This is a genomic window from Catellatospora coxensis (assembly GCF_016862635.1).
GTDB classification, from domain to species: domain Bacteria; phylum Actinomycetota; class Actinomycetes; order Mycobacteriales; family Micromonosporaceae; genus Catellatospora; species Catellatospora coxensis.
In genome coordinates, this window is the sequence record NZ_BONI01000088.1 from 1 (window position 1) to 22,932 (window position 22,932).

Consider the following 22,932-nt stretch of genomic DNA (forward strand, 5'->3'; position numbering starts at 1 on the left):
ATGCCCGTAATCGTCGGCCAGAGTCGCCGAGGACAGTGATCGCTGTTTCCGGTCAGAATCCGTGGCAAGACCGCAGATCGTGACCGGAAAGCAGCGATCATCATGCCGACCAAAGCCCAGCCTGATCGATCATGAAGTTAGGGCAGTGACACGCCGTCGAACCTGCCCATAAGTTCATGATCAACGCGAGAGGGTGGTGAGGATCTCGGTGGTGGTGGTGAGGTCGCCGGCACGGTGGGCGGCGAGCAGGCGGGCGAACTTGTCGGCGTCGAGGATGGGGAGGCCGAGGTCGGCGGCTTTGGTGGCTTTGGAGCCGGCGCCGTCGCCGACCACGACGAAGTCGGTTTTGGAGGAGACCGAGCCGGAGGATTTGCCGCCGAGTTCCTCGACGGCCTCGTTGCCCTGGTTGCGGGTCAGGCCGGGGACGGAGCCGGTGACGACGACGGTCATCGGGGTGCCGTCGGGGCGGCGCAGGGGCAGCGCGGAGTCCGCGGGGGCGCCGGTGTCGGCGGTCGCGGCCGGGCCGGTCGGTTCGGTCATGTTGACGCCGTGGGCGGCGAGTTTGGCGATCAGCGGGGCGACCTCGGCGAGTTCGGCGAGGATGACGGCGGCACGTTCGCTGCCGATGCCGTCGACCTGCTCCCACTCGGCGGGTGTCGCGGCCAGGATCGCGTCCATGGTGCCGAAGTGGCGGGCGATCCGCCGGGACAGGGTGCGGCCGGTCATCCGGATGCCCAGCCCGGTCAGCACCCGCGACAGCGGCCGGGCCTTGGTCGCGGCGATGCTGTTGACCAGGTTCGTGGCCGACACGGTGCCGAGCCGGTCCATCGCGGCCAGGGTCGGCACGTCGAGGGCGTACAGGTCGGCGGCGTCGGTGATGTGGCCGGCGGCGAGCAGTGCGTCGAGGATCTTGTCGCCGAGTCCTTCGATGTCCATCGCGTCGCGGCTGGTGTAGTACAGCAGCGTGGCCTTCTCGCCGCAGGCGCGGCCGCGGGCGCAGCGCCACCGCAGGTTGCTGCGGTCGATGTCGCCGCCGCAGCGCGGGCAGTGCTCCGGCGGGCTGAACGGTTCCGCGTCGGCGGGCCGGGCGTCGGGCACCGCGCCGGTGATCTCCGGGATGACGTCCCCGGCGCGGCGGATGTAGACGGTGTCGCCGGCGCGTACGTCGCGGCGCTGCAGGTCGGTGAAGTTGTGCAGGGTGGCGGAGGTGACGACGACGCCGCCGACCTGGACGGGTTCGAGCACGGCGACGGGGGTGATGACGCCGGTGCGGCCGACCTGCACGTCGATGCGCAGCAGCGTGGTGGTGCGGGTGTCGGCGGGGAACTTGTACGCGATGCCCCAGCGCGGCGCGCGGGTCGAGTAGCCGGCCTGCTCCTGGTCGGCGGTGAGGTCGGCCTTGACGACGACGCCGTCGACGCCGAACCCGAGGTCGCCGCGGCGGGCGCCGAGCGCGGCGACGGCGGCGGTGACCTCGTCGATGTCGGTGCAGACGGCGAGCCCGGCGGACGACTGCGCGGTCGTGGCCACGCCGAGCGCGCCCAGGTGGTCGATCACCGCGGAGTGGCTGTGGGCGTGTTCTTCGGGCACGCCGTGGGCGGCGTACGCCATGAACGACAGCGGGACGTCGTAGACCCGCTGGGCGCGCAGCGACCCGGCGGCCGCCGAGCGCGGGTTGGCGAACACCGGCTCACCGTGGGCGAGCCGCAGGTCGCAGCCCTTGGCGAAGTCGGTGTCGGTCATGTAGACCTCGCCGCGCACCTCGATGGTCACCGGCGCGGACAGGCGCTGGGGCAGGCCGGCGATCAGGCGGGCCTGGCTGGTGACGTCCTCGCCGGTGTAGCCGTTGCCGCGGGTGGCGAGCTGGGTGAGCCTGCCCTCGGTGTAGCGCGCGGCGATGGCGAGCCCGTCGATCTTCGGTTCGACGGTGTAGCGGGTCACCGGGCGGTCGAGGGTGCGGTCGAGTTTGGCGGCCCAGTCGCGCAGGCCCTCGCTGTTGAAGACGTTGCCGATGCTGAGCATGGGCGAGCTGTGCTCGACGTCGCCGCCGACGGTGCCGACGACCGCGGTGGGGGAGTCGCCGGTGCGCCACTGCGGGTGCTCTCGCTCGCTGGCCACGATCCGGGCGTACAGCGCGTCGTAGTCCGCGTCGTCGAGCAGGTTCTGCTCACCGGCGTAGTACGCGGCGGCCGCGCCGCGGGCCTGCTCGACGGCCGACCGGTACTCGTCCCGGGTGGCGTGCGGCCGGGCGTGCGCGGGGTCGACGATCGGGGCGACCGCGATGGCGTCGGCGGCGAGGTCGTTGTGCATGGTGCGGGCTCCTTCATCCCGGCCTGCGTGGCCAGGCGGCATGCGGAGGATAGCCGCCCGGTCTGACACCCGCCGATCATGCGGATGCCGCTGGGCCGCGTTCTTCGTCGCGCCTGACGCGTTCCGGCCGCCGTGCGCCGGCGGTCCGCGCCGCGCCCGCGCCGCCTGGCCCCCGCGCCCCGGCTCCGCGCCAGGCTCCTGCGGCCATGGCGCTGCCGGATGGTCTGCGTCGGTGAGGTCTGGTGTCCGCGGTGTCGGGCTTGTACATTCCGTCAATGACACCCGTCGCACCGTCGCCGGTCGAGTCGGCTTCCGGCGGCTCCCGGCTGGTCAGCGGCCTGTTGCTGATCGCGGTCGTGGGTCTTGCCGTGCTGGTGGTGCGGTGGCCGGAGCCGCCGCCGGACGTGCAGCCGCCGTCCGCGCCGGGCGGGCTCAGCCTCGGTGAGACGACCTGCAGGTCGATCGCGCTGAGCTGGTCCGGGTCCACGGACGACACCGAGGTGACCGGGTATGAGGTGCACCGGGACGGTCAGGTCGTCACCAGCGTGGGCGGCAAGGCCCGGTCGGTGGTGCTCACGGAGGTGCCCGCCGGCACCTGGAACGTCACGGTCAAGGCGCGGGACGAGGCAGGCAACGTGTCCCCGGCCGGCGGCGCGGTGTCGGTGACGCCGCCGTCGTGCGGCGCGGACGCCAAGGCGCCGAGCACGCCGGGCGGGGTCAAGGCCACCGCGGACGGCACCACGGTCACCATGACCTGGGACGGGGCCACCGACGACGTCGGTGTCGCGGAGTACGACGTGTTCCGGGACGGGGCGAAGGTCGGCACGGTCTCCGGCGGCGGTGGCCCGCAGTTCACCTTCATCGACCTCGGGGTGCCCGCGTCGGCCAGCCACCGTTACCAGGTCAGCGCCCGTGACGGGCAGGGCAACGCCTCGTCGCGCAGTGCCGGGGTCGACGTGACCGCGGGCGCGGCGTGCACGCTGCTGTGCGCGATCACCCCGGTCGGCAAGGACACCGGGGTCGTCTGGGGGCTGGCCGCGCTGCCGGACGGGTCGGTGCTCTACGGCCGGCGGGACACGTACGAGATCGTGCGGATGGATCCGGCCACCGGCCAGGCCACGCCGCTGGGCACGGTGCCCGGCGGGGTGCGCGCGGGCGGCGACGGGGGCCTGGTGAGCCTGGCCGTGGCGTCGACGTTCGCCCGGGACCGCTGGGTCTACGTGCTGTACACGACGGCGACCGACAACCGGATCGTGCGGTTGCGCCTGCGCGGAGACGAGCTGGACGGCGGCTCGATGCAGTCGCTGGTCGTCGGCATCCCGCGGGGCAAGCTGCACAACGGCGGGCGGCTGCGGTTCGGGCGCGACGGCAAGCTGTACGCCGCCCTCGGCGACGCCGGCAACCCGCGGCTGGCGCAGGACCAGCGCAGCCTGGCCGGCAAGGTGCTCCGGTTCAATCCGGACGGCACCGTGCCATCCGGGAACCCGTTCGGCGGTTACATCTGGAGCCTCGGCCACCGCAACCCGCAGGGGCTCGCGTTCGACGCGCGGGGCAGGGCCTGGGTGCAGGAGTCGGGTGACGGGCTCACGGACGAGACGAACCTGATCGTCAAGGGCGGCAACTACGGCTGGCCCGCGTGCGAGGGCACCGAGGGGGCCGGCTGCGCCAACCCGGGGTACGTCGCGCCGCAGCAGACCTTCCCGGCGTACGACGGCGGCTGCGGTGGCCTGGTGTTCGTGCGCGACGTCGTCTACGTGGCGTGTGCGGGCAGTTCGCGGCTCTACCGGGCGGTGCTCGACGGCGACGGCCTCCTCGCCGAGGTGCAGGCGGTGCTCGTCGGCGCCTACGGCCAGCTGCTCACGGTCGAGCCCGGTTCCGGCGGCACGCTGTGGGTCGTCAGCGCCACCGCCGGAGCGGCGGGAACGCTCGACACGCAGTTCCTGCGGATCACCCTGCCGCCCGCGGCCTGAGCATGTGACGAGACTGTGTAGGTCGCGGGTGGGTGACGTGATGAGACCGTTCCGGGACGTTTTCTATACCTAGATTCTCTAGGTATGCAGACAGTGGATGTCCTGGTCGTCGGTGCCGGTCTGGCCGGCCTGCACACGGCCCGCCTGCTCGCGCGACACGAGCTGAACGTGATGGTGGTCGACCGCCGCAGGTCGCTGTCGGCGGGCATCCGCACGACGGGGATTTTCGTACGGCGCACCCTCGAAGACTTCGACCTGCCCGACCACCTGCTCGGCCCCGGGGTTCGCGACGTGCTGCTGTATCCGCCGTCGCGGCGCGACCCGATCCGGCTGACCAGCGACCGCGACGAGTACCGGGTCGCCGACATGCCCGGCGTCTACGAGCACGCGCGCCGCGCGGCCGAGTCGGCAGGGGCCCGGGTCGTCCTGGGCGTGCGCTACGACGGCTCGTCGGCCGGCGTCGTACGGCTCGAAGGCGCTGAACCGGTGCGGGCCAGGTTCATCGTCGGCGCGGACGGCGCGCGTTCTCGGGTGGCCCGTGACCTGGGGCTGGACGTCAACCACCGACTTATCGTCGGCGCGGAACTCGTGCACACGATCGCGTCGGGCACCACCACCCCGGCGTTCCACTGCGTGCTGGACCCGCGGGTCGCCCCCGGCTACCTCGGGTGGGTGATCGACGACGGCCACCACGCGCACGTCGGGGTCGCGGGATATCCGGACGCGATGCGTGCCGGGGTGCGCCACCTGCTGGAGGAGTTCGCCGCCGACGCGCCGGGCCACGCCGACCCGACCGGCCCGGTCGAGCGGCGGGGCGGCCCGATCCCGGTCGGCGGCGTGCTGCGCCGGCTGGCGAACCCCGCCGGGCTGCTCGTCGGCGACGCGGCCGGTGCGGTGTCCCCGCTGACGGCAGGCGGGCTCGACCCCTGCCTGCGGATGTCGGAGCTGGCCGCGTCGGTCGCCGCCGGCTGGCTGCGCACCGGCGACCAGCACGAGCTGCGCCGCTACGACGGGCAGGCGCTGCGCGGCCGGTTCCGAGGCCGGCTGCTGCTGCGCCGGGTGCTCGCCGGTGTCCGGTCGCACGCCGCCGCGGAGGCGGCGGTGGCCGCGCTGCGCGGTCGGGCCGGCCGGGCCGCGGCGGCACGTGTGCTGTTCGGCGACGGCTCGTTCCCCGACACCGACCCCCTGCTCGCCCGCCCGGTGGTCAACCGCTACGCCGCGAGCTGACCGGCACGGGCGCGTGGCGACGCGATGCGCCCGGCACGCGAGCCACGACAGCGGCTCAGGCCCGTTCGCCTTCCTCGACCTTGAACGTGCTGAAGCCTCGGCGGTGGTAGTTGGGCAGCGCGGCCGGATGGTCGGCCGAGGACGTGTGCAGCCATACCCGCCGCACCGTCGGGGTCAGGTCCCACGCCTGCCGGACGGCGAGCGTCAGCGCGTACCCGCCCAGGCCCCGCCCGACGAACTCCGGCACCAGCCCGAACGTGTCGATCTCCACCTCGTCGTCGGGGTGGAGATCGCACGCGAGCAGTCCCGCGGGCTCGCCCTCGTGGGAAAGCAGCCAGAAGGCCCGGTCGGGGTGCCGCGCGAACCAGAGATCCCACTCCGGCGCCGTGCGCACCGCGCTTCCCCAGCCGTAGGGCGCGCCCATCCGGGCCTGCACCTCGACGACCAGTGGCGAGCGCCGGTCGAGCGCCGCCAGCGCCAGGCCGGGCACCGGGGCCGCCGGGCGGAACTGCTCCTGGTCGGTCATGTGCACGTAGGTCACGATCTCTCTCACCGGGCGGAGCCTACCGCCGGTCGCCATGGGGCGCGGGCACGTCCGGCCCGCCGCACGACTGTGCCATTTCCGACATCGAGCGACCGCCGGTTGCCTGCCGCCGTCCCTTATGGTGGGTTGCTTTCCTGGTGCGACACAGGAGGTGCGCGCGATGCAGGTGAGGCTGCTGGGCTCGGTCGAGGTCGTCGTCGGCGGCACGGTGCGGCCGGTTCCCGGGCTGCGCCGCAAGGCCGTGCTGGCGATGCTGGGCCTGCACCCGGGGCAGATCGTCAGCAGCGACCGGCTGATCGACGCGGTATGGGCGGACGACGCGCCCGCCACCGCGCTCAACACCCTGCAGCGTCACGTCTCCTATCTGCGCGACCTGCTCGGCGCCAAGGACACGATCACGGCCAGGGCGTCCGGCTACCAGCTGGTCCTCGGCGACGAGGCCACGGACGTGCTCGCCGCCGAGCGGCTGATCCGCGCGGGCCGGCAGGCCGCCGATCCGCAGCGGACGGTCGTATGCCTGCGGGAGGCCGTCGCGCTGTGGCGGGGCCGGCCGCTGACCGGGGTCACGACACTGCGCTGGTTCGCCGAGCAGGCCGACCGCCTCGACCTGCTGGAGCACGAGGCGGTCCGGTCCCTGGCCGAGGCCCGGCTCGAACTCGGCGAGCACCGGCAGCTGATCCCCGGGCTGGAGCAGCTCGTCGCCGAGCGGCCGCTCGACGAGGGGCTGCACCGCCTGCTTTTGACGGCCCTGTACCGGTCGGGCCGGCAGGCCGCCGCATTGGAGCGGTTCCAGCAGCTCAAACGGCTGCTCGCCGAGGAGCTGGGCATCGACCCGAGCCCGGCGCTGCGCGAGCTGGAGACGGCGATCCTGCGGCAGGACCCGGCCCTGGACACCCCGGACAGCTCGGCCCGGATCGCCGTCGCGGGCCCGCCGGTGCCGTCCCAGCTGCCACTGGCGACCAGGGCTTTCGCGCCCCGGGTACGGGAACTCGCCGGGCTCGACGCGATGCTCGCCGACAGCCGCGCCGCCGGCACGATGCTGATCACGGTGGTGTCCGGGACCGCGGGCGCGGGCAAGACCGCGCTGGCCGTGCACTGGTCCCACCAGGTCCGGCGGTCGTTCCCCGACGGCCAGCTGTACGTGGACCTGCGCGGCTTCGGCGGCGACAAGCTGATCGACCCGCCCGCGGTGCTGCGGCGCTTCCTCGACGCGTACGGCGTGCCGGGGCATCGCATCCCGGCCGGGTCCGACGAGCTGGCCGCGCTGTACCGCAGCGTGCTCGCCGACCGGCGGGTGCTGGTCGTGCTCGACAACGCCCGCGACGCCGCGCAGGTGCGGCCGCTGCTGCCCGGCTCACCCGGCTGCGCGGTGGTGGTGACCAGCCGCAGCAGGCTCACCGAGCTGGTCGCGTTCGAGGGCGCGCAGCCGGTCACGCTCGGCCTGCTCACCGACGGCGAGGCCCGTGACCTGCTCGCCCGGCGCATCGGCGCGGACCGGACGGCCGCCGAGCCGGCCGCCGTCGACGACGTCATCGCGCTGTGCGCCCGGCTGCCGCTGGCCCTGGCGCTGGCCGCGGCGAGCTGCGTCACCCGGCCCGAGCTGGCGATCGCGGAGGTGAACCGGCAGCTGCGCGGGTCCGCGGGGCCGTTCGGCGCCCTGCAGAGCGTGTTCTCCTGGTCGTACCGGGCGCTCGGCCCCGCCGCCGCACGCCTGTTCCGGCTGCTGGGCCTGCACCCCGGGCCGGACTTCACCGCACCCGTCGCCGCGAGCCTGACCGGCGTCCCGGTCGCGGCGGTCGGTCCCCTGATCGCCGAACTGCTCGGGGCGAACCTGCTGCAGGAGTCCGTGCCGGGCCGGTTCGGCTTCCACGACCTGCTGCGGGCGTACGCTCTCGACCGGGCCGGCGTCGACGAGACCGCGGCGGGGCTCGCCGCCGCCGACCGCCGCCTGCGCGAGCACTACCTGCACACCTCGGTCCGGGCGGCGATGCTGCTCACCCCCGCCCGGCAGCCCCTCACCGGCCTCGCCGCGGCCGGGCACGCCATCGAGGCCGTGCCCGCCGACCGGGACACGGCCGTGGCCTGGTTCCACGACGAGCGGCAGGCGCTGCAGGCCATGCTGCGCCGCGCCGCCGACGGCGGCCACGACGAGCACGTGTGGCAGCTCGCCTGGGCGGTGCAGGACTTCCTCGACCGGTGGGGCCACTGGGAGGACCAGGTGGCCAACCAGCTCCTGGCGACCGCGGCCGCCGGGCGGCTCGGGCTGCCGGCCGCGCAGGGGCACGCGCACATCAGCGCCTCGACGACGTACGCCCGGCTCGGCGACCACGACCGGGCCCAGGACCACCTGCAGCAGGCCCTCGACCTGTTCGCCGGGCTCGGCGACTGCGGCGGCCAGGCCAAGGTCCAGTACCAGCTCGGCTGGCTGTGCAACCGGCAGGGCCGGCACGGCCAGGCGGTGCGCCACGCCCGGCAGGCGCTGCGGCTGTACCGGGCGGCCGGGCAGCCGATGATGGCCGCGCGCACCCTCAACTCGCTCGGCTGGGGGTACGCGCTCAGCGGCGACTTCGTCCGGGCCCGCCCCCGCTGCGAGCTGGCCCTGGCCCAGATGCAGCGCCTCGGCGACCACGCCTTCCAGGCCGGCACCTCCGACAGCCTCGGCTACATCCACCACCACCTCGGCAACCACGAGCTGGCCATCGCCCACTACCTGCGCGCCCTGGAGCTGTACCGGGGCCACGACGACCGCTACTACGAGGCCGACACGCTCGACCACCTCGGCGACGCGCACCGGGCGGCGGGCGACCCGGCCGCCGCCCGGACCGCCTGGGCGCAGGCGGTGGACATCCTCGACCGGCTCGGTCACGCCGACGCGGGCCGGATCAGGGTCAAACTGGCCGGGTGACCAGCTTCGGCCGGGGCATCGGCTGCTCGTTCGCGACGCTGGTGGAGCAGTCGCCCAGGTCGTCGTCACAGGCGACCTCGACGGCGTACATCTCGGTCACGCAGACGAAGATCCGCACGTCCACGTGGTACAGGCCGCCGACCCGACGGCAGGTCTCCTCCAGCGGCGGCAGGTCCCCGACCGGCCGGAACGCGCACGCCGTCGACTCCCGACAGCTGATCTCCCCGTCGGGCAGCACGCAGCCGTACGGGTACAGCGACTTCGGGTCCTCATAGAACGCGCCGCGCAGCTGCTCGCAGACGGCGACCAGGGTCTTCGGCTCGATGCCGCCGGGCGCGGGCTCCTCGCCGGCGGTCGCGGCGCTCGGCGCCACGCCGACGGCGGCGGCGGCGAGCACGGCGACGGCTGCCAGGCGCAGCATTCTGCTCAGGTGGGCCACGATGGCTCCTTCACGAGGGGACGGGGTGGCGGGCTCACCCTGCCACCCCGTCCTGAAACGGCGCTGATGCGCCGTCAACTCCTCGACAGCAGCACGCACTCCGCGACCGAGCGCCCCGTGCTGATGCACATGGTCAGGCACCACTCGCGGCCGTCGGGCAGGTACCCGCCGAAGATCAGCGCCGACCGGAACGGCGCGACCTCGCCCGGCCCGTCGAACGCCCCGTCGGACAGATCCGTGAACGTCGTGCCGAGCAGGTCCTTGCCGCCCGGCATCGTGCCGAGCACCTTCACCCCGTCGACCTCGCCACCCGCGACGAGCCTCTCGGCCTGTTCAGCCGTCAGCTCGACCTTGCCCGCGTCGACCGCCAGCACCCGCTGCACCTCGCCCAGCGGACGCCCGGCCACCTTCGCCAACTGTTCCAGCATCTCCCGCGGCGCCCCGGCCTGGTCGGCCACGGCGACCGTCGGCCGGTCCTCGCCCGCGTACGCCGGGGACCCGGCCAGGACCAGCCCGACCGCCACGGCCGCCAACACGACTCGCATGACGTCCTCCTAGAACTGGCAGGTGACGATCGGGATGGTGTCGCTGCCCGGAGGCGGCGGCGGGAACCAGGTGCAGTGGTCGTGGATCCAGTCGCCGATGCCGTCGATCCCGTCCACGACCCAGTCGATGACCGCCGACACCGCGCCCGTGATCGCATCCCAGATCTCGCTGAGCAGGTACACCACGACCGGCTCGCCGCCGCCGGCCCCGTCGACGACGTCCTGCACCGTGGACGCCGGGTCGAGCTTGTCGACCGTGCGCAGCACCTTCGCCCCGGTGGTGTCCTTGCCCGCGAGGATCGCCTCGACCTCGGCCGGGGTGCGCTCGCGGCCGTCGTCGACGGTCACCACCGCCCGCTGGAACACCGCCGCCTTGCCGCCGGTGATCACCCGGGCGATCTCGGCCATCTCGCCGAACGTCAGATCGCCGCCGCGCTCCGGCCGGTGGAACCGGCGCACCGACACCTGCCCCTTGGGGCCGACCTGCACGGCCGGTGCGGTGATCAGGTCGTCGGCCTCGTACGGGGCCCAGCCGAACTGCCACAGCCCGGCCACGCAGCGGAACTCGCCGACCTGCGCGCCCTCGGGCTCCGTCGACGTGCCGCGGACCTCGCCGCGCTCGTCGACCTGCTCGACGACGCAGTCGACCTTGCCGCCCGCCCTGTCGCCCGCGAGCGCGGGGGCCGCCGCGCCGGCGACCGCCAGCGTGGTGCCCACCGCGAGCGCGGCGACCATCAGCCTTCTCATGATGCCCTCCTGTGTCGTGTCGTACCTGGACACGACGGTCGCAGCGGGCGCTGACGCGGGTCTGACGCGTTCCTGAAACGGGCATTCCGGCTGCAGGTACCGGGGTTTGGCGACCTGGCACGATACATGTCGTGAGCTGGTTCATGGTGGCGATGCCGCTGCACGTCGCGCTGGAGAACGGCGGCCTGGCCCGGGCCGCAGACGCGTCCTTGTCCTTCGGGCTGCCCGACGAGCCGCCGGTCGCCGGTGAGCCGCCGACCGTGGTGCAGGTCCTGTCCGCGTTCCGGCAGGCGGGCTGCCACGGCGACGCGTGGTTCCGGCTCGCCGTGCCCGACTGCGGCACTGGACTTGCGGTGTGTCCGGATCACGTGAACTGTTCGACGGTAGGCGGGCTCGACCTGGGCGAAGTCATGTTGGGCGTCGATGGTCGCAGCAGGTCCGAGCCGCTGGAGCCGGGCGACGCCGTGACCGACATCGGGTTTCGCAAACCGGCCGGCGGCGCGGTGCTGGCCGCGATCCTGGCGCTGGCGTCGCAGTCGGGACCATGGCTGGTGTGCGACGACGGTGGCGACTGCGTGTTCGTGGTGTCACCAGGAGACGATCCGGCGCACCTCGCGGCGCACTGGCCGTGGTGACACTCGACGGATGACGATGCGGTGACCAGGCAGTCCGCGATCAACGCCCGTCGGTCCCGGCCTTCGGCTGGGCGCCGTGCGCAGCGGACCGTGGTGCGAAGACGGCCATGGCCAGGAGCCCGACAACGGTGATCTCCAGGATCGCCGAGAATGACTTGACCGTGTTGTGGGCGATCTGCCACGCCATCGGTACCTCCTGGCCGCGCACAGCCCAGTCGGCGGCCGTGTCGTCGAAGAAGGAGATGGCCGCCGCCAGCAGTACGCTGTTCACCAGCATCGCGATGCCCGCGGCGAGGGCGAGGTTGCTCGGGCCCGGGCCGACGTCCGCCCGTTTCCGGCACGCGAATCCGATGATCAAGCCCGCGATCGCGCCTGAAATGAGGTTGATGGAGAACATCGGTGTCCGCTCCGTCGCTGCGCTGGGTTCGCGAGACGATACCGGCGCTGCTCGGAGACGGTCCGCACGGGTGCTCCACGACCCGGCAGGCGGCCGTAGCGGGGCCTGTGACCTGGGCCGATATCCGTTGCCTGGCCGCCCCGGCCGACCTACATTGGCCTGGACCCGCCCTAGGCACGTCTACCCGGTAAGGGCGTGCCCGCTGTCGGAGAGGGAGGCAGCCCGTTCGAGCCGGGCCGGGACCGTCAACTTCCGAACCCGCCGCGGGCACCGGAATCCTGGGCATGCCGCTGAGCGCCCGGTCAGGGCACCACCGGCGTGCTGAGATGGTCAGCGCAGTCGTTCGACGGTGACCGGGATCAGGCCCTGGTTGCGGGCGTCGGCGCGCAGGCGGCCGAGCAGCGCGGTCACCGTGGGGTCCGGGGCGTCCGCGGCGCGGTCGGTGGCCAGGTCAACGGCCCACGCGGTGTCGACGCCGATCCGGCGCAGCGTCCAGGTCACGGTCTGCCCGTCCAGGGTGCGCCGGGTTCGTCCGGCGATGCGGTGCGCGGCGTCGTCGTGCCGGTCGAACGGCTGCATCCGCCACCCGCCGCGCAGCGCCGCGAGCCCGGGTTCGGTCAGGTCACCGGCGAGCAGCACCCGGTAGATGCGGCGCTCACCGGTGGCCTGGGCGGGCACCAGCTGCAGCGGTGCGGCGCCGGGCAGGTCGAGGCGGTCGAGGAAGTGCCGGCGCAGCTCCGGCTCAGAGCCGAGGTCCCCGCCGCCGAGCATCCGGTACGCGACGTCCGCGCCGGCCCGGTCGACGGGCGTGACCCTGGCCTGCAGACGGGCGTCGCTGCGCAGGCCCCGGCTGAACGCGGCAGCGCTCCACCAGGTGCCGCCGGCCGTCCATCCCGCACTGTCCAGTGCGGATGCCGTCCCGTCCGCCCGCAGCACGAACTCCTCGACGACGATGCCCTCCGGTGGCAGCGCGCGTTCACGGGCCCGGACGTTGGCGAAGACGAGGTAGTAGTCGAGCTGCTCGGCGACGTCGACGGCGGGTTGTCCAGCGCGGCTCACACGCTCGATGGTGCCGCCGCAGTCCACCCGGTGGCGACCGGACACGCCGCGCCCGATGTGTCGTATATCGACGCTTGACGCACCCTCCGCCACCGTCCCATGGAAAGGAAGGGCACCTTCACATCGCTATGTGTTGTGGAAGGTGCCCTTCCTTTCTTCAGCAGCGGGTGATGGCCGAGTTGGTGAGGGTGATGCCGGTGATGGTCAGGTTGTCGGCGCAGGGATTCTCGACGATGCGGTTGTCGACCAGGGTGAAGTTGCGCAGCGTGATGTCGCGGTTGCCGGGGAATTCGGTGCGTTCGGCCAGGCGGACCTCGCCGCCGCCGCTGATGGTGCCGCCGTTGGCCGCGATGTTCACGTTGTAGCAGTTCTCGATCAGGATCGCGTTGTTGCCCGTGTTGGCGATGTCGACGCGGTCGATGGCCGCGCCGCCGCTCTCGGACACGCAGAAGATGCCGCGGCCGCCGCCCCGGGCCCGGACGGTGCCGACCCGGATGTTGGTCGAGTATGCCGATCCGATGCGGCCGTTGCGGTTGGCCATGCGGAAGGCGGCGTATCCGGTGCCGGCGCCCGCGTTCTCGGCGTCGACGGTGCCGACGGTGGCGTTGATCGTCTGGTTGAGCAGCAGGCCGGACTCGCCGACGTTGCGGGCGGTGACGGTGCCGACGGTGAGCCCGTCGACGCCGTACGTCTCCACGGCGTGCGAGCTCGCGCCGGAGACGTACACGTTGTCGATGCGCACGTTGCGGGTCCACTGGCTGGTGTCGCCGCGGTTGTCGATGCGTACGCCGAGCCCGGCGGACAGCCGCATGTCGAGCTGGCCGAGGACGACGTCGGTGACGTTGCGCATGAAGACGCCGTACAGCGGGGTGCCGGTCAGGTTGAGGTGCTGGACTTCGACCTGGGTGGTGCCGCGGGAGTAGATGGGTGCCTGGTCGCCGCTGCCCGTGCCGGTGACGTTGATGGTGCCGCAGACGTCGATCGTGGTGTAGCTGGGCAGCGAGATGCGCGCGTTGGCGCTCATGGACCCGGAGCCGCGTACGACGACGCGCTGCTTGGCGGTGCGGCCCGCGGACAGGCTGTTGACCGCGGCCTGCACGGCGGAGCGCAGGTCGGAGCCGGTGTACACGGTGCTGGAGCCGTTGCGGGCGGTCCAGGTGGAGCCGCTGAGCACGGCCTCGGCGTGGAAGGAGCCGCTGCCGCAGCCGGTGCCGCCGCCGGAGCCGAGTTTGACGAGCTGCCACTGCTGGTTGTAGCCGTCGAGGTCCTGGTATTGCGAGAGCATGCCGCCGTCGGCGGCGGACCAGCTCCACACCTCGACGGCCTTGCCGCTGTGCCGGTTGATGAACCGGACGTGGCCGCCCGCGGAGTCGGTGACGCCGAAGTGCTGGCGGGTGTTGCCGCTGACGGCCGTGTTCTGGACGAGCTGGATGCCGTCGTTGGCGTTGGGCAGTTCCAGGACCTTGCCGCTGTGCACGGAGCGGATCTGGTAGTAGCCGCTGCCGACGTCGACGAAGCGCCACTGCTGCACGGCGAGGTCGTTGCGGGTGAACTGGTTGACCGGCGCGCCGTCGGCGGTGGACCAGTTCCAGAGGTCCATCGCCTTGCCGCTGTGCCGGTTGACCAGCACGTAGTTGGCCGACGTGTCGATCGTCGCGGCCTGCGCGGTGCCGCCGGACACCAGGGTGCCGGCGGCTACCAGCGCCGCCGTGGCGAGGCCGGCCAGCGGCAGCCGCCACCGGCGTCCTTTCCGGGTGAGTGCCACCTCGGGTCGCATGTTGCCTCCTTCCATCGGGGGACTGTCCGCGGCCGGGGTGATCGGCGGCTCCAGGCACGGAAAGCGTTTTCCGCCACGGAGGCTACGTCCGATACTCATATGTGTCAATGCCGATCTGTCGGACATGGCGGGCGCTCGTGCGGAACGCCTGTCCCGGCCGCGGCACGGGCGATCGGGCATGCGATGCCGGTTGACCTCGCCGGGCCGAGCCCTTAAGTTTGTCAATACGATAAACTTAAATGCGTCGCCACGGTGTATCCCGCCAGGTCGCTCCGGTCCGGGCCCAGGGCAGCGCCAGCGCGCCGGCCGGCCGGACACCCCCGCGGCGACCGACTCACGAAGGGTCACCAGTCATGCGCAGACGCACCTCCGCCGCCGCCGCGCTCACCGCGGCCGTCCTGGCCGCCGTCGGCACGGGCGTGATCACGGCACTTCCCTCGTACGCGGCCACCGGCTGCCGCGTCGCCTATACCGTCACCAACCAGTGGCCGGGCGGATTCGGCGCCTCCGTCGCCGTCACCAACCTCGGCGACCCGATCAACGGCTGGACCCTCGCCTGGTCCTTCGCGGCCGGCCAGCAGGTCACCCAGTACTGGAGCACCGCGCTGGCCCAGAGCGGCGCGCAGGTCAGCGCCCGCAATGTGGACTACAACGGCTCGCTGGGCACCGGCGCGACCACGTCGTTCGGCTTCAACGGCTCGTGGACGGGCAGCAACCCGGTCCCCGCGAGCTTCACCCTCAACGGCGTCACCTGCACCGGCGTCGCCAACCCCACACCGACCCGCACGGCCGGGCCGTCGCCGTCCCCGTCGCGCTCGATCACGCCGTCGCCGAGCAGCGGCACGCCAGGCGTGCCCTCCGACGCCGTATGGCAGGCGTCGGGCCAGTGGGACACCTGGAACAACAACGGGTTCACGGTCTACAACAACATCTGGGGTTCCGGCGCGGGATCGCAGACCGTCTGGGCGCGTTCCGGCACCAGCTGGGGCGTGATCGCCAACCACCCGATGACCTCCGGCGTGAAGTCTTACCCGCACACCGTCAAGGGCTCGGTCAACCGCACCGTCAGCTCGCTGGCCTCGCTGACCAGCTCGTTCAACGTCAGCGTGCCCAGCAGCGGCGACTACTCCACCACCTATGACATCTGGGCCAACAACTGGGCGTACGAGGTCATGCTGTGGATGAACTGGAACGGCAACGTCGGGCCGATCGCCGAGCAGTACGACGCCAACGGCGCCGTGCCGGCGTTCCGCAACGTCAGCCTCGGCGGGCACACCTGGAACATCTACCGGGGCTCCAACGGGGCGAACGCGGTGTTCTCGTTCCTGCGTACCAGCAAGACCAACTCCGGCACGGTCGACATCCGCGCCATCATGAACTGGCTGCGGACCCAGGGCTGGTGGGGTGACGTGACCGTGGGGGAGGCCCAGTTCGGCTTCGAGATCAGCGGGACCAGCGGTTCGGCGGCGTTCACGGACAACAGCTTCTCCATCGCCTGGAGCTGATCGGCGGCAGCCGACCGTGCTCAAAGGTGCCCGCCCGGTTCACCGGGCGGGCACTGCCCGTGCCCGCGAATCGCGGATGTCCGCTATGGCGGTACCGGTTGCCCGGGTCAACGGACCAGCAGTTGAGCGAGATCGGCGGCAAGTTCGGAGGTACCTGCGGCGATGAACTTTCTTCGTACGCCCATCGCCGTAGCGATGTCATCCAGGTGAGAAAGTCGGTAGTCCAGCGGAAGTACGATGCCGTCGAGGTCGGTGACGACGCCGCCGGCTGCGTGAAGGACGTAGTGGCCCGGGGCCAGATCCCAGATCGCGAACCCCTTCGCAAATTCGATCATGGCGTCCGTGAAGCCCGCCGCAACGTGGCAAAGGCCTACTGACCCGAAGTCCACGCCTATCCTGCCCTTGGGCTTGCCCGCGTCGTTGGGTTGAGAAAGCGCCTTCAGAAAGCGGTGTTGCCGGGCAAGCGGCGTTAGCCGCTCGGCGGGCTTCATCAGAAAGTTCGTCACGATCGAGTCGGTCAGCGCGCGAGTGCGGCGGTTGCCGAGTCGATGCACGTCGCCCGTGGACGTGATCAGGAACGCGTGATCCTCGGTTCCGTCGTATGCGGCGATGTAGAGCCGGACGTGGTGGAAGATGTCGCCGATCACAGCCGCGACTGGGCGGCCCATCGAACGCGAGTAGGCCATGACGTGCGTGTAGCCGTGAAGCCCTCGAACGGCGAGTTCGCTGGTGTCGAGTGGGTCGACGAGGAGGCAGAGGTCGGGGTCGGGGTCCGCGCCAACGACTTGGGGCTCAGCTTCCTCCGACGCGTACACGAATCCGCGAAGGCGCTGCTGCAGCAGCATCCGATATCGCTCGTGCATCCACAGGTCGTGCTCGGACAGGAAGTTGTCGGTGTGCCGGGCGTTTTCGCTCTCGCCGACATCCCCGGTCAGCGCCGCGTGCATCAGCTTTGGCCTGATGTCGGTCATGGCCTGGGTCACTGCATCGGCTAGCTGGCGACCGAGTTCGGGGATGTTTTCGTATCTGGTCAACTTGTGATCCCTCTTGCTAACGCAGTTCCAGCGGGGGTTCGATCCCCGGAGGGCTCATGGTGGCCGCAATGAAGATCGCGTCGAACCCGGCGGCCTTCATGATCTCCGCCCCGGTCAGGTCCTCGAATCCGGAGACTTCGAGATCACTGCCTTTGGTCATGGCGCCGAACACGGCGAAGTAGAGCATGGCTCTTGGGTAGCGCTCGCGTACCGTCCTGGCGATGTAGCCGACAACGTCCGCATGCTTGACCTCGAAGTCGCAGATGACGATGGTGGCTGTCTCCGGAGCGTCCGGCATGTGCGAGTCGGGGGCGAGCGTCACCTCGTCCCGGATCTTGTTGCATTTGAGGTACCCGATCGAGCATCGCCCAAACTGGGCGGATGCCAGGAACGTGGCCATCACGAGGCCTGCCTCATTGATGCCGAAGCAGATGTCGACCTCCAGCCGACGGCCGAGATCCTTGATCTGGCGGCGCAGCCTCTCGATACCGAATCCGAACGTCTCCCACGTGAGGTCGAGCAACTGGCCGGGTCGTGGATTGGGCAATGAGAACAGCCGGATCGCCGGGTTGCCATGCGTAACGGCGGGCACGGCCAATGTGAAGTCAGCTCCGATGGTGTTGGTGGTGTCCGGGACCGGCACCACCGAGTTCGGTCCGGCTGATGCACGTGCGATGGGAGTGCTCGGACGCGGTCTGCCGTTCAGCCGTTTCAAGGACAACTGGTCTTCGGGTGGTAAGCGCTCATAGCAGTCTGCGACAAGATCGGCTGGCGAAAGGTCCTCCTCGCTCACGCCGAGCGGTCCTCGTCCATATGCGGTTGCCAGTATCAACAGACTGGAGTATGCAGGCGGAGATCCGCCCGCCCCCTTCCCTCTGGACCACGTCTCCCATGAGTTGATCGTGGTACCCCCGAGGGTGGTCTGATGCTCAGCGACCTCGTTGTATCTCAGGGCTGCCTGGTCTTGGGACAGCCCGGCCGCATACCGGTACGCCTGGATGCAGGGAAGGTCCCGGTGCCGGTTCATGAGTTCGCTGGCAGCCATCTTGACGGTGCCCAGCTCGCGCCAGAGTTTTTGTCCATGCCTGGCCAGTTCTCGCCCCCGAGTCTGCGGACTGCGTTGGCCGATCGTCCGGTTGTCCATGAGCCTCGCTCCGATGTGAGGTTCCATGCGCAAGACAGATTACCCACTGGAATGGGCAACTCCTGTAAATGCGAGTAGCTCCGCTGGTAGCCGTCGCCCATAAGGACGTCCCGTAGCGCACTGGCTGGCAGGTGTGGGTCTGCTCAATGTTTGACATCGTCGATCGTGGTGACGCTGGACGCGGGCATACGAAACGGGAACCGTTGGCTCACGCACCGAGCCAAGCGGCCCAAACCCTCGTCCGTCACGTCACACCGGGCGTCCCGCCTGCCGTTGCCGCTAGCGAAGCGTAGCGGCGGGTGGGACTTCGGCCACGGCAACCGCCCGCTCCTCAACGTGCTCTTGGAGCAGACATGACGACCAGCATCGCCACCTCGACACGGCCGGCGCAGGCACAAGTCGGCGTTGGTGCCATCTCCCAGCGGACCTCGACGTTGTGCAACCTTGTGCGCCGCCTGGCCGGTCGACAGCCCTGGACAGGCCAGGCAGGAGGTGTCCAGGCGCCGACCGGAACACCGTTCAGCCGGGAATCCGGTTCGCTGGCGATCGCATCCGATTACCCACGCGGAACGGACGTGTGGGCATACGTCGCCGGGTCTTGGCTTCCTGCCCAGGTAATCGACACGGACGGCAACTCGGCCATGGTCGCCTACCGTGTTCCCGGAAGCGGCACCAGATTGGTGGAGGCAGTGCACGCGTCGTATCTGTCACGCCGATGCGACGACCGCCGAACATCATCCGACCTCTCGGCGTCTCAAAGGTCCGCACGCCCCATCGGCGCGAAATGACAGCAATGCCTGTCGGGACACTCAGCGCCGCCCGCAGGCGCATCTACTCGGCCCTGATCGCCCAGCCCAAGCGGCACTGGTCTGTCCGGACACTGACTGACGCACTGTCGGCGCATGCGTGCGTTAAAGAGGCTGCGGTCAGAGACGCTGTCAACCTGCTCCTCGCGCAACGCTTCATGGAACAGGTGCCCTACCAGCGGGCACTCACGGTGGCGCTGACGGCGGGTGGTGAGCAGGCACTCATCGTCGCGCTGCGTCGCGATACGAGGTCGGCTGAAGGCCCCTGATCATTCTGATTCAGGTTGTCGTGTGTTGCATTTCAGCTAGACGGGTGTGCGGGTCTCCCGCGTGCGGATGAGGTCGCCGACACGGCGCAGGGCGGTGCGGACCCGCTGGGTCCAGTCGTCGTCGCCGAGCAGGATCATCGCCTCGCCGCCGAGGAACGACGTTCCGACCAGGACCGCGATGTCGGCGGCGGTGAAGGGGCCGAGTGAGCCCAGGCGTGCCTCGGCTTCGCCGGCGACCTCTTCGAGCAGGGTCATCCATCCCTGCAGCATGGCGAGCACCCGCTGCGCGACCTGGGCGTCGGACCAGCCCGCGGCGATCATCTCCTGCAGCACGCGTACGTAGCCGGAGGCCAGGTCGTCGTCGAGGAACTCGCACGCCTGCTCGTAGCGCCGCCAGAGTGGTTCGGAGGCGGCGTACATCTGGCGCTGCCGGTCGACGAGCCGTGCGTTCTCGTGGTCGAGCAGGGCGAGGACCATGCCCTGCTTGCCGCCGAAGTGGTAGTGGATCTGGCTGAGCGGCACGCCTGCCTGGTCGGCCACCTTGCGAGTGGACAGTTTGGCGTATCCCTCGGACAGCAGGCACGAACGTGCGGCTTCCATGATCTTCGTCGATGCCGTGGTCAATCGATACCCCTTGTTCGGTCGGTCGACCGAATGTTAACGTACCGCAGATTCGGTCGATCGACCGAACGAAGGGGAGGATCCCATGATCCGGCGGATTCTGGCGGTCGGCTACGGCGTGCTGGCCTACGCCGCGTTCCTGGCGGCGATCGTGTACACCATCGGCTTCCTGGCCAACACGCTGGTGCCCAAGGGCGTCGACGACGGCGTGGCCGGTCCGGCGTGGCTCGCCGTGGCCGTGGACGCCGGCCTGCTCGGCGTCTTCGCCGTCCAGCACAGCGTCATGGCCCGGCCGTGGTTCAAGCGGTGGTGGACCCGCTTCGTGCCGGCCGCCGTCGAGCGCAGCACGTTCGTGCTGCTGTCCAGCCTCGCCGTCGGCCTGCTGCTGTGGCAGTGGCGGCCGCTGACCGCGGAGGTCTGGTCGGTCGAGACAGCCTGGCTGCGGGTGCTGCTGTGGACGGTGTGCGGGCTGGGCTGGGGCGTGCTCGTGCTGAGCACCTTCCTCATCGGCCACTTCGACCTGTTCGGGCTGCGGCAGGTGCTGGCCCGTGCCCGGGACGCGGACTACGCCGAGCCGGGGTTCCGGCAGCCGCTGCTCTACCGCGTCGTACGGCACCCGATCATGGTCGGTTTCATCATCGCCTTCTGGGCCACGCCGGACATGACCGTCGGGCACCTGCTGTTCGCCGGGGCCGCCACCGGGTACATCCTGATCGCGGTGCGGTTCGAGGAGCACGACCTGCGTAGGAGCCTGGGCGAGCCGTACGAGCGCTACGCCCGGCAGGTGCCCCGCTTCATTCCCCGGGCCCGGCCGGTGTCGGAGCGGGCGGAGGCCTGACGGTGCGGGCACGGGAGGCGGACAAGGAGGGATTCGTCGAGCACGGCGGCGTGCGGATCCACTACGAGGTGTACGGCGACGGGGAGCCGACCGTCCTGCTCATGCCGACCTGGACGGTCATCGACAAGCGGTTCTGGAAGGCGCAGGTCCCCTACCTGGCCCGGCACCACCGCGTGGTCGTCTACGACGGGCCCGGCAACGGCCGGTCCGACCGCCCGCTCGACCCGGCCGCCTACCGGCAGGACAACCAGGTGGCGTACGCGCTGAAGGTCCTCGACGCCACCGGGACCGGCCGGGCGATCCCGGTGGCGCTGTCCATGGCCGCCAACTGGGCGCTGGAACTCGCGGCGGACCATCCGGACCGGGTCCACGGCACCGTCCTGATCGGCCCGACCGTGCCCATCGCCGGTCCGCCGGACTCGGCCCGCTCCGCCCACAACCGCGTCGACGGTCCTGCTCCCGAGCTCGGGCCGTCGCAAGTCCCGGCTCTCGGCGGCGATCCGCCCGAGCACTGGCTGAAGTACAACCGCGAGTACTGGCTGGAGAACTACGACGACTTCCTGTGGTTCTTCATGGGCCAGTGCTTCAGCGAGCCGCACTCCACCAAGCAGATCGAGGACGCGGTCGGCTGGGGCCGGCAGACCTCGGGGGAGGTGCTCGTCGCCAAGAGCCACGCCCCCTGGCCGGACAACCGGACCCTGGCCGGCTGGTGCGAGCGCATCAAGAGCCCGGTCCTGCTGATCCACGGCGACGACGACCGGATCAGCCACGTCCACCGCAGCCGGGTCCTCGCCGAACTGACCGGCGGCGACCTGGTGGTCCTCGAAGGCGCGGGGCACATCCCGCTCGCCCGCGACCCGGTGAAGGTGAACCTGCTCGTCCACCAGTTCGCCGAGCGGTTCCGCGCGCCCGCCCCGCGGCGGCGGACCTGGTCGCGGTTCGGGCACCGGCGCAAGCGGGTGCTCTACCTGTGCTCGCCGATCGGCCTGGGCCATGCCCGCCGTGATGCCGCCATCGCCGCGGAGTTGCGGCTGCGCCACCCCGACGTGCAGATCGACTGGCTGGCGCAGCATCCGGTGACGCGGGTGCTCGAACAGGCCGGGGAGCGGCTGCACCCGGCGAGCCGGTGGCTGGCCAACGAGTCCGCGCACATCGAGGGCGAGGCGGGCGAGCACGACCTGCACTGCTTCGAGGCGTTGCGCAGCATGGACGAGGTGCTGGTGGCCAACTTCATGGTGTTCCACGACGTGGTGCGGGAGACCGCGTACGACCTGGTGGTCGGGGACGAGGCGTGGGACGTCGACCATTTCCTGCACGAGAACCCGGAGCTCAAACGGTTCGCGTACGCGTGGTTCACCGACTTCGTCGGCTTCCTGCCGATGCCCGACGGCGGGGCGCGGGAGGCGCTGGTCACGGCCGACTACAACGCCGAGATGATCGAGCACATCGCGCGGTATCCGCGGATCAGGGACCGGGCGATCTTCGTCGGCAACCCTGACGACGTGGTGGACGAGCGCTTCGGACCGGATCTGCCGATGATCCGGGACTGGACCCGCGAGCACTACGACTTCGCCGGGTACGTCACCGGGTTCGATCCCGGCACGGTCGCCGATCGGGCGGCGCTGCGCGCCGAACTCGGGTACCGGCCGGACGAGCGGGTGTGCGTGGTGACCGTGGGCGGCTCCGGGGTCGGCCACCACCTGCTCCGCCGGGTCGTCGACTGCTACGAGGCGGCGGCCCGGCTCGTGCCGGGGCTGCGGATGCTGGTCGTGACCGGGCCGCGCATCGACCCGGCCTCGATCACCGCGCGGGCGGGCCTGGACGTGCGCGCCTACGTGCCGGACCTGCACCGGCACCTGGCCGCGAGCGATCTGGCGGTGGTGCAGGGCGGTCTGACCACGTGCATGGAGCTGGCCGCCGCCCGGCGTCCCTTCATCTACATCCCGCTGCGCCACCACTTCGAGCAGAACTTCCACGTGGCACACCGGCTCGACCGGTACGGCGCCGGGCGTCGGCTCGACTACGACGACCTGACGCCGGATGTCCTCGCGCGGGCCGTCGCGGACGAGATAGGACGGGAGGTCGCCTACCGGCCGGTGGAGAGCGACGGCGCGGCACGGGCGGCGGAGATGCTGTCCGAGCTGCTCTGACCAGCTGACG

The 22,932-nt window shown here is 71.2% G+C and carries 19 protein-coding genes; 8 read left to right on the top strand and 11 right to left on the bottom strand.

The window, feature by feature from the left end:
- Window positions 1-180 precede the first annotated feature (180 nt).
- Complete coding sequence (gene ligA, locus Cco03nite_RS35400) at window positions 181-2,310, bottom strand: NAD-dependent DNA ligase LigA (RefSeq protein ID WP_203698338.1); 2,130 nt, start codon at window positions 2,308-2,310, stop codon at window positions 181-183.
- Between the two features lie 275 nt (window positions 2,311-2,585).
- Here ligA and Cco03nite_RS35405 point away from each other — a divergent pair, with 275 nt between their 5' ends.
- On the top strand, window positions 2,586-4,280 hold the full coding sequence (locus tag Cco03nite_RS35405; protein ID WP_203698340.1) for a PQQ-dependent sugar dehydrogenase: 1,695 nt from the start codon (window positions 2,586-2,588) through the stop codon (window positions 4,278-4,280).
- 84 nt (window positions 4,281-4,364) lie between these two features.
- Window positions 4,365-5,507 carry an NAD(P)/FAD-dependent oxidoreductase gene (locus Cco03nite_RS35410; protein WP_203698342.1) on the top strand — a complete coding sequence of 381 codons (1,143 nt, stop codon included), beginning with the start codon at window positions 4,365-4,367 and terminating at the stop codon, window positions 5,505-5,507.
- 55 nt (window positions 5,508-5,562) lie between these two features.
- Here Cco03nite_RS35410 and Cco03nite_RS35415 read toward each other — a convergent pair whose 3' ends face one another.
- Entirely contained in the window at window positions 5,563-6,060 is a 498-nt protein-coding gene (locus tag Cco03nite_RS35415) for a GNAT family N-acetyltransferase (RefSeq protein ID WP_203698344.1), read from the bottom strand.
- Between the two features lie 151 nt (window positions 6,061-6,211).
- On the opposite strand from Cco03nite_RS35415, the gene Cco03nite_RS35420 reads away from it, so the two are divergent.
- The gene (locus tag Cco03nite_RS35420) at window positions 6,212-8,956 is read left to right on the top strand and encodes an AfsR/SARP family transcriptional regulator (protein WP_203698346.1); all 2,745 of its coding nucleotides are present in this window, start codon (window positions 6,212-6,214) and stop codon (window positions 8,954-8,956) included.
- Here Cco03nite_RS35420 and Cco03nite_RS35425 read toward each other — a convergent pair.
- The 3 genes from Cco03nite_RS35425 to Cco03nite_RS35435 form a co-directional block, all read right to left on the bottom strand.
- Window positions 8,940-9,395 carry a hypothetical protein gene (locus Cco03nite_RS35425; RefSeq protein WP_203698347.1) on the bottom strand — a complete coding sequence of 152 codons (456 nt, stop codon included), beginning with the start codon at window positions 9,393-9,395 and terminating at the stop codon, window positions 8,940-8,942. The genes Cco03nite_RS35420 and Cco03nite_RS35425 overlap by 17 nt on opposite strands.
- Window positions 9,396-9,469: 74 nt before the next feature.
- On the bottom strand, window positions 9,470-9,940 hold the full coding sequence (locus Cco03nite_RS35430; RefSeq protein WP_203698348.1) for a hypothetical protein: 471 nt from the start codon (window positions 9,938-9,940) through the stop codon (window positions 9,470-9,472).
- Window positions 9,941-9,949: 9 nt separating this feature from the next.
- The gene (locus Cco03nite_RS35435; RefSeq protein WP_203698349.1) at window positions 9,950-10,687 is read right to left on the bottom strand and encodes a hypothetical protein; all 738 of its coding nucleotides are present in this window, start codon (window positions 10,685-10,687) and stop codon (window positions 9,950-9,952) included.
- A gap of 131 nt (window positions 10,688-10,818) precedes the next feature.
- Between Cco03nite_RS35435 and Cco03nite_RS35440 the strand changes: the two genes are divergently transcribed.
- Complete coding sequence (locus Cco03nite_RS35440; protein WP_203698350.1) at window positions 10,819-11,322, top strand: hypothetical protein; 504 nt, start codon at window positions 10,819-10,821, stop codon at window positions 11,320-11,322.
- 40 nt (window positions 11,323-11,362) lie between these two features.
- On the opposite strand, the gene Cco03nite_RS35445 is transcribed toward Cco03nite_RS35440, so the two are convergent.
- From Cco03nite_RS35445 to Cco03nite_RS35455, 3 genes are all read right to left on the bottom strand, one after another.
- Window positions 11,363-11,719, bottom strand: coding sequence for a hypothetical protein (locus Cco03nite_RS35445; RefSeq protein ID WP_203698351.1), 357 nt, complete (start codon window positions 11,717-11,719; stop codon window positions 11,363-11,365).
- 330 nt (window positions 11,720-12,049) lie between these two features.
- Window positions 12,050-12,778: a hypothetical protein gene (locus Cco03nite_RS35450; protein WP_203698352.1), complete on the bottom strand. Its 729-nt coding sequence runs from the start codon at window positions 12,776-12,778 to the stop codon at window positions 12,050-12,052.
- 157 nt (window positions 12,779-12,935) lie between these two features.
- A complete protein-coding gene (locus Cco03nite_RS35455; protein WP_203698354.1) occupies window positions 12,936-14,555 on the bottom strand; it encodes an RICIN domain-containing protein in 1,620 nt (539 codons plus the stop codon).
- Window positions 14,556-14,908: 353 nt separating this feature from the next.
- Here Cco03nite_RS35455 and Cco03nite_RS35460 point away from each other — a divergent pair, with 353 nt between their 5' ends.
- Window positions 14,909-16,060 carry a glycoside hydrolase family 12 protein gene (locus Cco03nite_RS35460; RefSeq protein WP_203698356.1) on the top strand — a complete coding sequence of 384 codons (1,152 nt, stop codon included), beginning with the start codon at window positions 14,909-14,911 and terminating at the stop codon, window positions 16,058-16,060.
- A 107-nt stretch (window positions 16,061-16,167) separates the two neighbouring features.
- On the opposite strand, the gene Cco03nite_RS35465 is transcribed toward Cco03nite_RS35460, so the two are convergent.
- Together Cco03nite_RS35465 and Cco03nite_RS35470 are read right to left on the bottom strand one after the other, a co-directional pair.
- The gene (locus Cco03nite_RS35465) at window positions 16,168-17,094 is read right to left on the bottom strand and encodes an inositol monophosphatase family protein (protein WP_203698357.1); all 927 of its coding nucleotides are present in this window, start codon (window positions 17,092-17,094) and stop codon (window positions 16,168-16,170) included.
- A gap of 16 nt (window positions 17,095-17,110) precedes the next feature.
- The gene (locus Cco03nite_RS35470) at window positions 17,111-17,887 is read right to left on the bottom strand and encodes a hypothetical protein (RefSeq protein ID WP_203698359.1); all 777 of its coding nucleotides are present in this window, start codon (window positions 17,885-17,887) and stop codon (window positions 17,111-17,113) included.
- Between the two features lie 1,144 nt (window positions 17,888-19,031).
- Between Cco03nite_RS35470 and Cco03nite_RS35475 the strand changes: the two genes are divergently transcribed.
- On the top strand, window positions 19,032-19,313 hold the full coding sequence (locus Cco03nite_RS35475) for a hypothetical protein (RefSeq protein ID WP_203698360.1): 282 nt from the start codon (window positions 19,032-19,034) through the stop codon (window positions 19,311-19,313).
- Between the two features lie 36 nt (window positions 19,314-19,349).
- On the opposite strand, the gene Cco03nite_RS35480 is transcribed toward Cco03nite_RS35475, so the two are convergent.
- Complete coding sequence (locus Cco03nite_RS35480; RefSeq protein WP_203698361.1) at window positions 19,350-19,937, bottom strand: TetR/AcrR family transcriptional regulator; 588 nt, start codon at window positions 19,935-19,937, stop codon at window positions 19,350-19,352.
- 82 nt (window positions 19,938-20,019) lie between these two features.
- Between Cco03nite_RS35480 and mddA the strand changes: the two genes are divergently transcribed.
- Window positions 20,020-20,772, top strand: coding sequence for a methanethiol S-methyltransferase (mddA, locus tag Cco03nite_RS35485; RefSeq protein WP_203698362.1), 753 nt, complete (start codon window positions 20,020-20,022; stop codon window positions 20,770-20,772).
- A 2-nt stretch (window positions 20,773-20,774) separates the two neighbouring features.
- Window positions 20,775-22,922: an alpha/beta hydrolase gene (locus Cco03nite_RS35490; protein ID WP_203698363.1), complete on the top strand. Its 2,148-nt coding sequence runs from the start codon at window positions 20,775-20,777 to the stop codon at window positions 22,920-22,922.
- The last annotated feature ends 10 nt before the right edge of the window (window positions 22,923-22,932 follow it).

Bases quoted from the DNA above. Each gene is read 5' to 3' on its own strand.
- Cco03nite_RS35475 (WP_203698360.1), top strand. From the start codon at position 19,032: ATGCCTGTCGGGACACTCAGCGCCGCCCGCAGGCGCATCTACTCGGCC.
- Cco03nite_RS35410 (WP_203698342.1), top strand. From the start codon at position 4,365: ATGCAGACAGTGGATGTCCTGGTCGTCGGTGCCGGTCTGGCCGGCCTG.
- Cco03nite_RS35460 (WP_203698356.1), top strand. From the start codon at position 14,909: ATGCGCAGACGCACCTCCGCCGCCGCCGCGCTCACCGCGGCCGTCCTG.
- Cco03nite_RS35405 (WP_203698340.1), top strand. From the start codon at position 2,586: ATGACACCCGTCGCACCGTCGCCGGTCGAGTCGGCTTCCGGCGGCTCC.
- mddA (WP_203698362.1), top strand. From the start codon at position 20,020: ATGATCCGGCGGATTCTGGCGGTCGGCTACGGCGTGCTGGCCTACGCC.
- Cco03nite_RS35420 (WP_203698346.1), top strand. From the start codon at position 6,212: ATGCAGGTGAGGCTGCTGGGCTCGGTCGAGGTCGTCGTCGGCGGCACG.
- Cco03nite_RS35435 (WP_203698349.1), bottom strand. From the start codon at position 10,687: ATGAGAAGGCTGATGGTCGCCGCGCTCGCGGTGGGCACCACGCTGGCG.
- Cco03nite_RS35455 (WP_203698354.1), bottom strand. From the start codon at position 14,555: ATGCGACCCGAGGTGGCACTCACCCGGAAAGGACGCCGGTGGCGGCTG.
- Cco03nite_RS35430 (WP_203698348.1), bottom strand. From the start codon at position 9,940: ATGCGAGTCGTGTTGGCGGCCGTGGCGGTCGGGCTGGTCCTGGCCGGG.
- ligA (WP_203698338.1), bottom strand. From the start codon at position 2,310: ATGCACAACGACCTCGCCGCCGACGCCATCGCGGTCGCCCCGATCGTC.
- Cco03nite_RS35445 (WP_203698351.1), bottom strand. From the start codon at position 11,719: ATGTTCTCCATCAACCTCATTTCAGGCGCGATCGCGGGCTTGATCATC.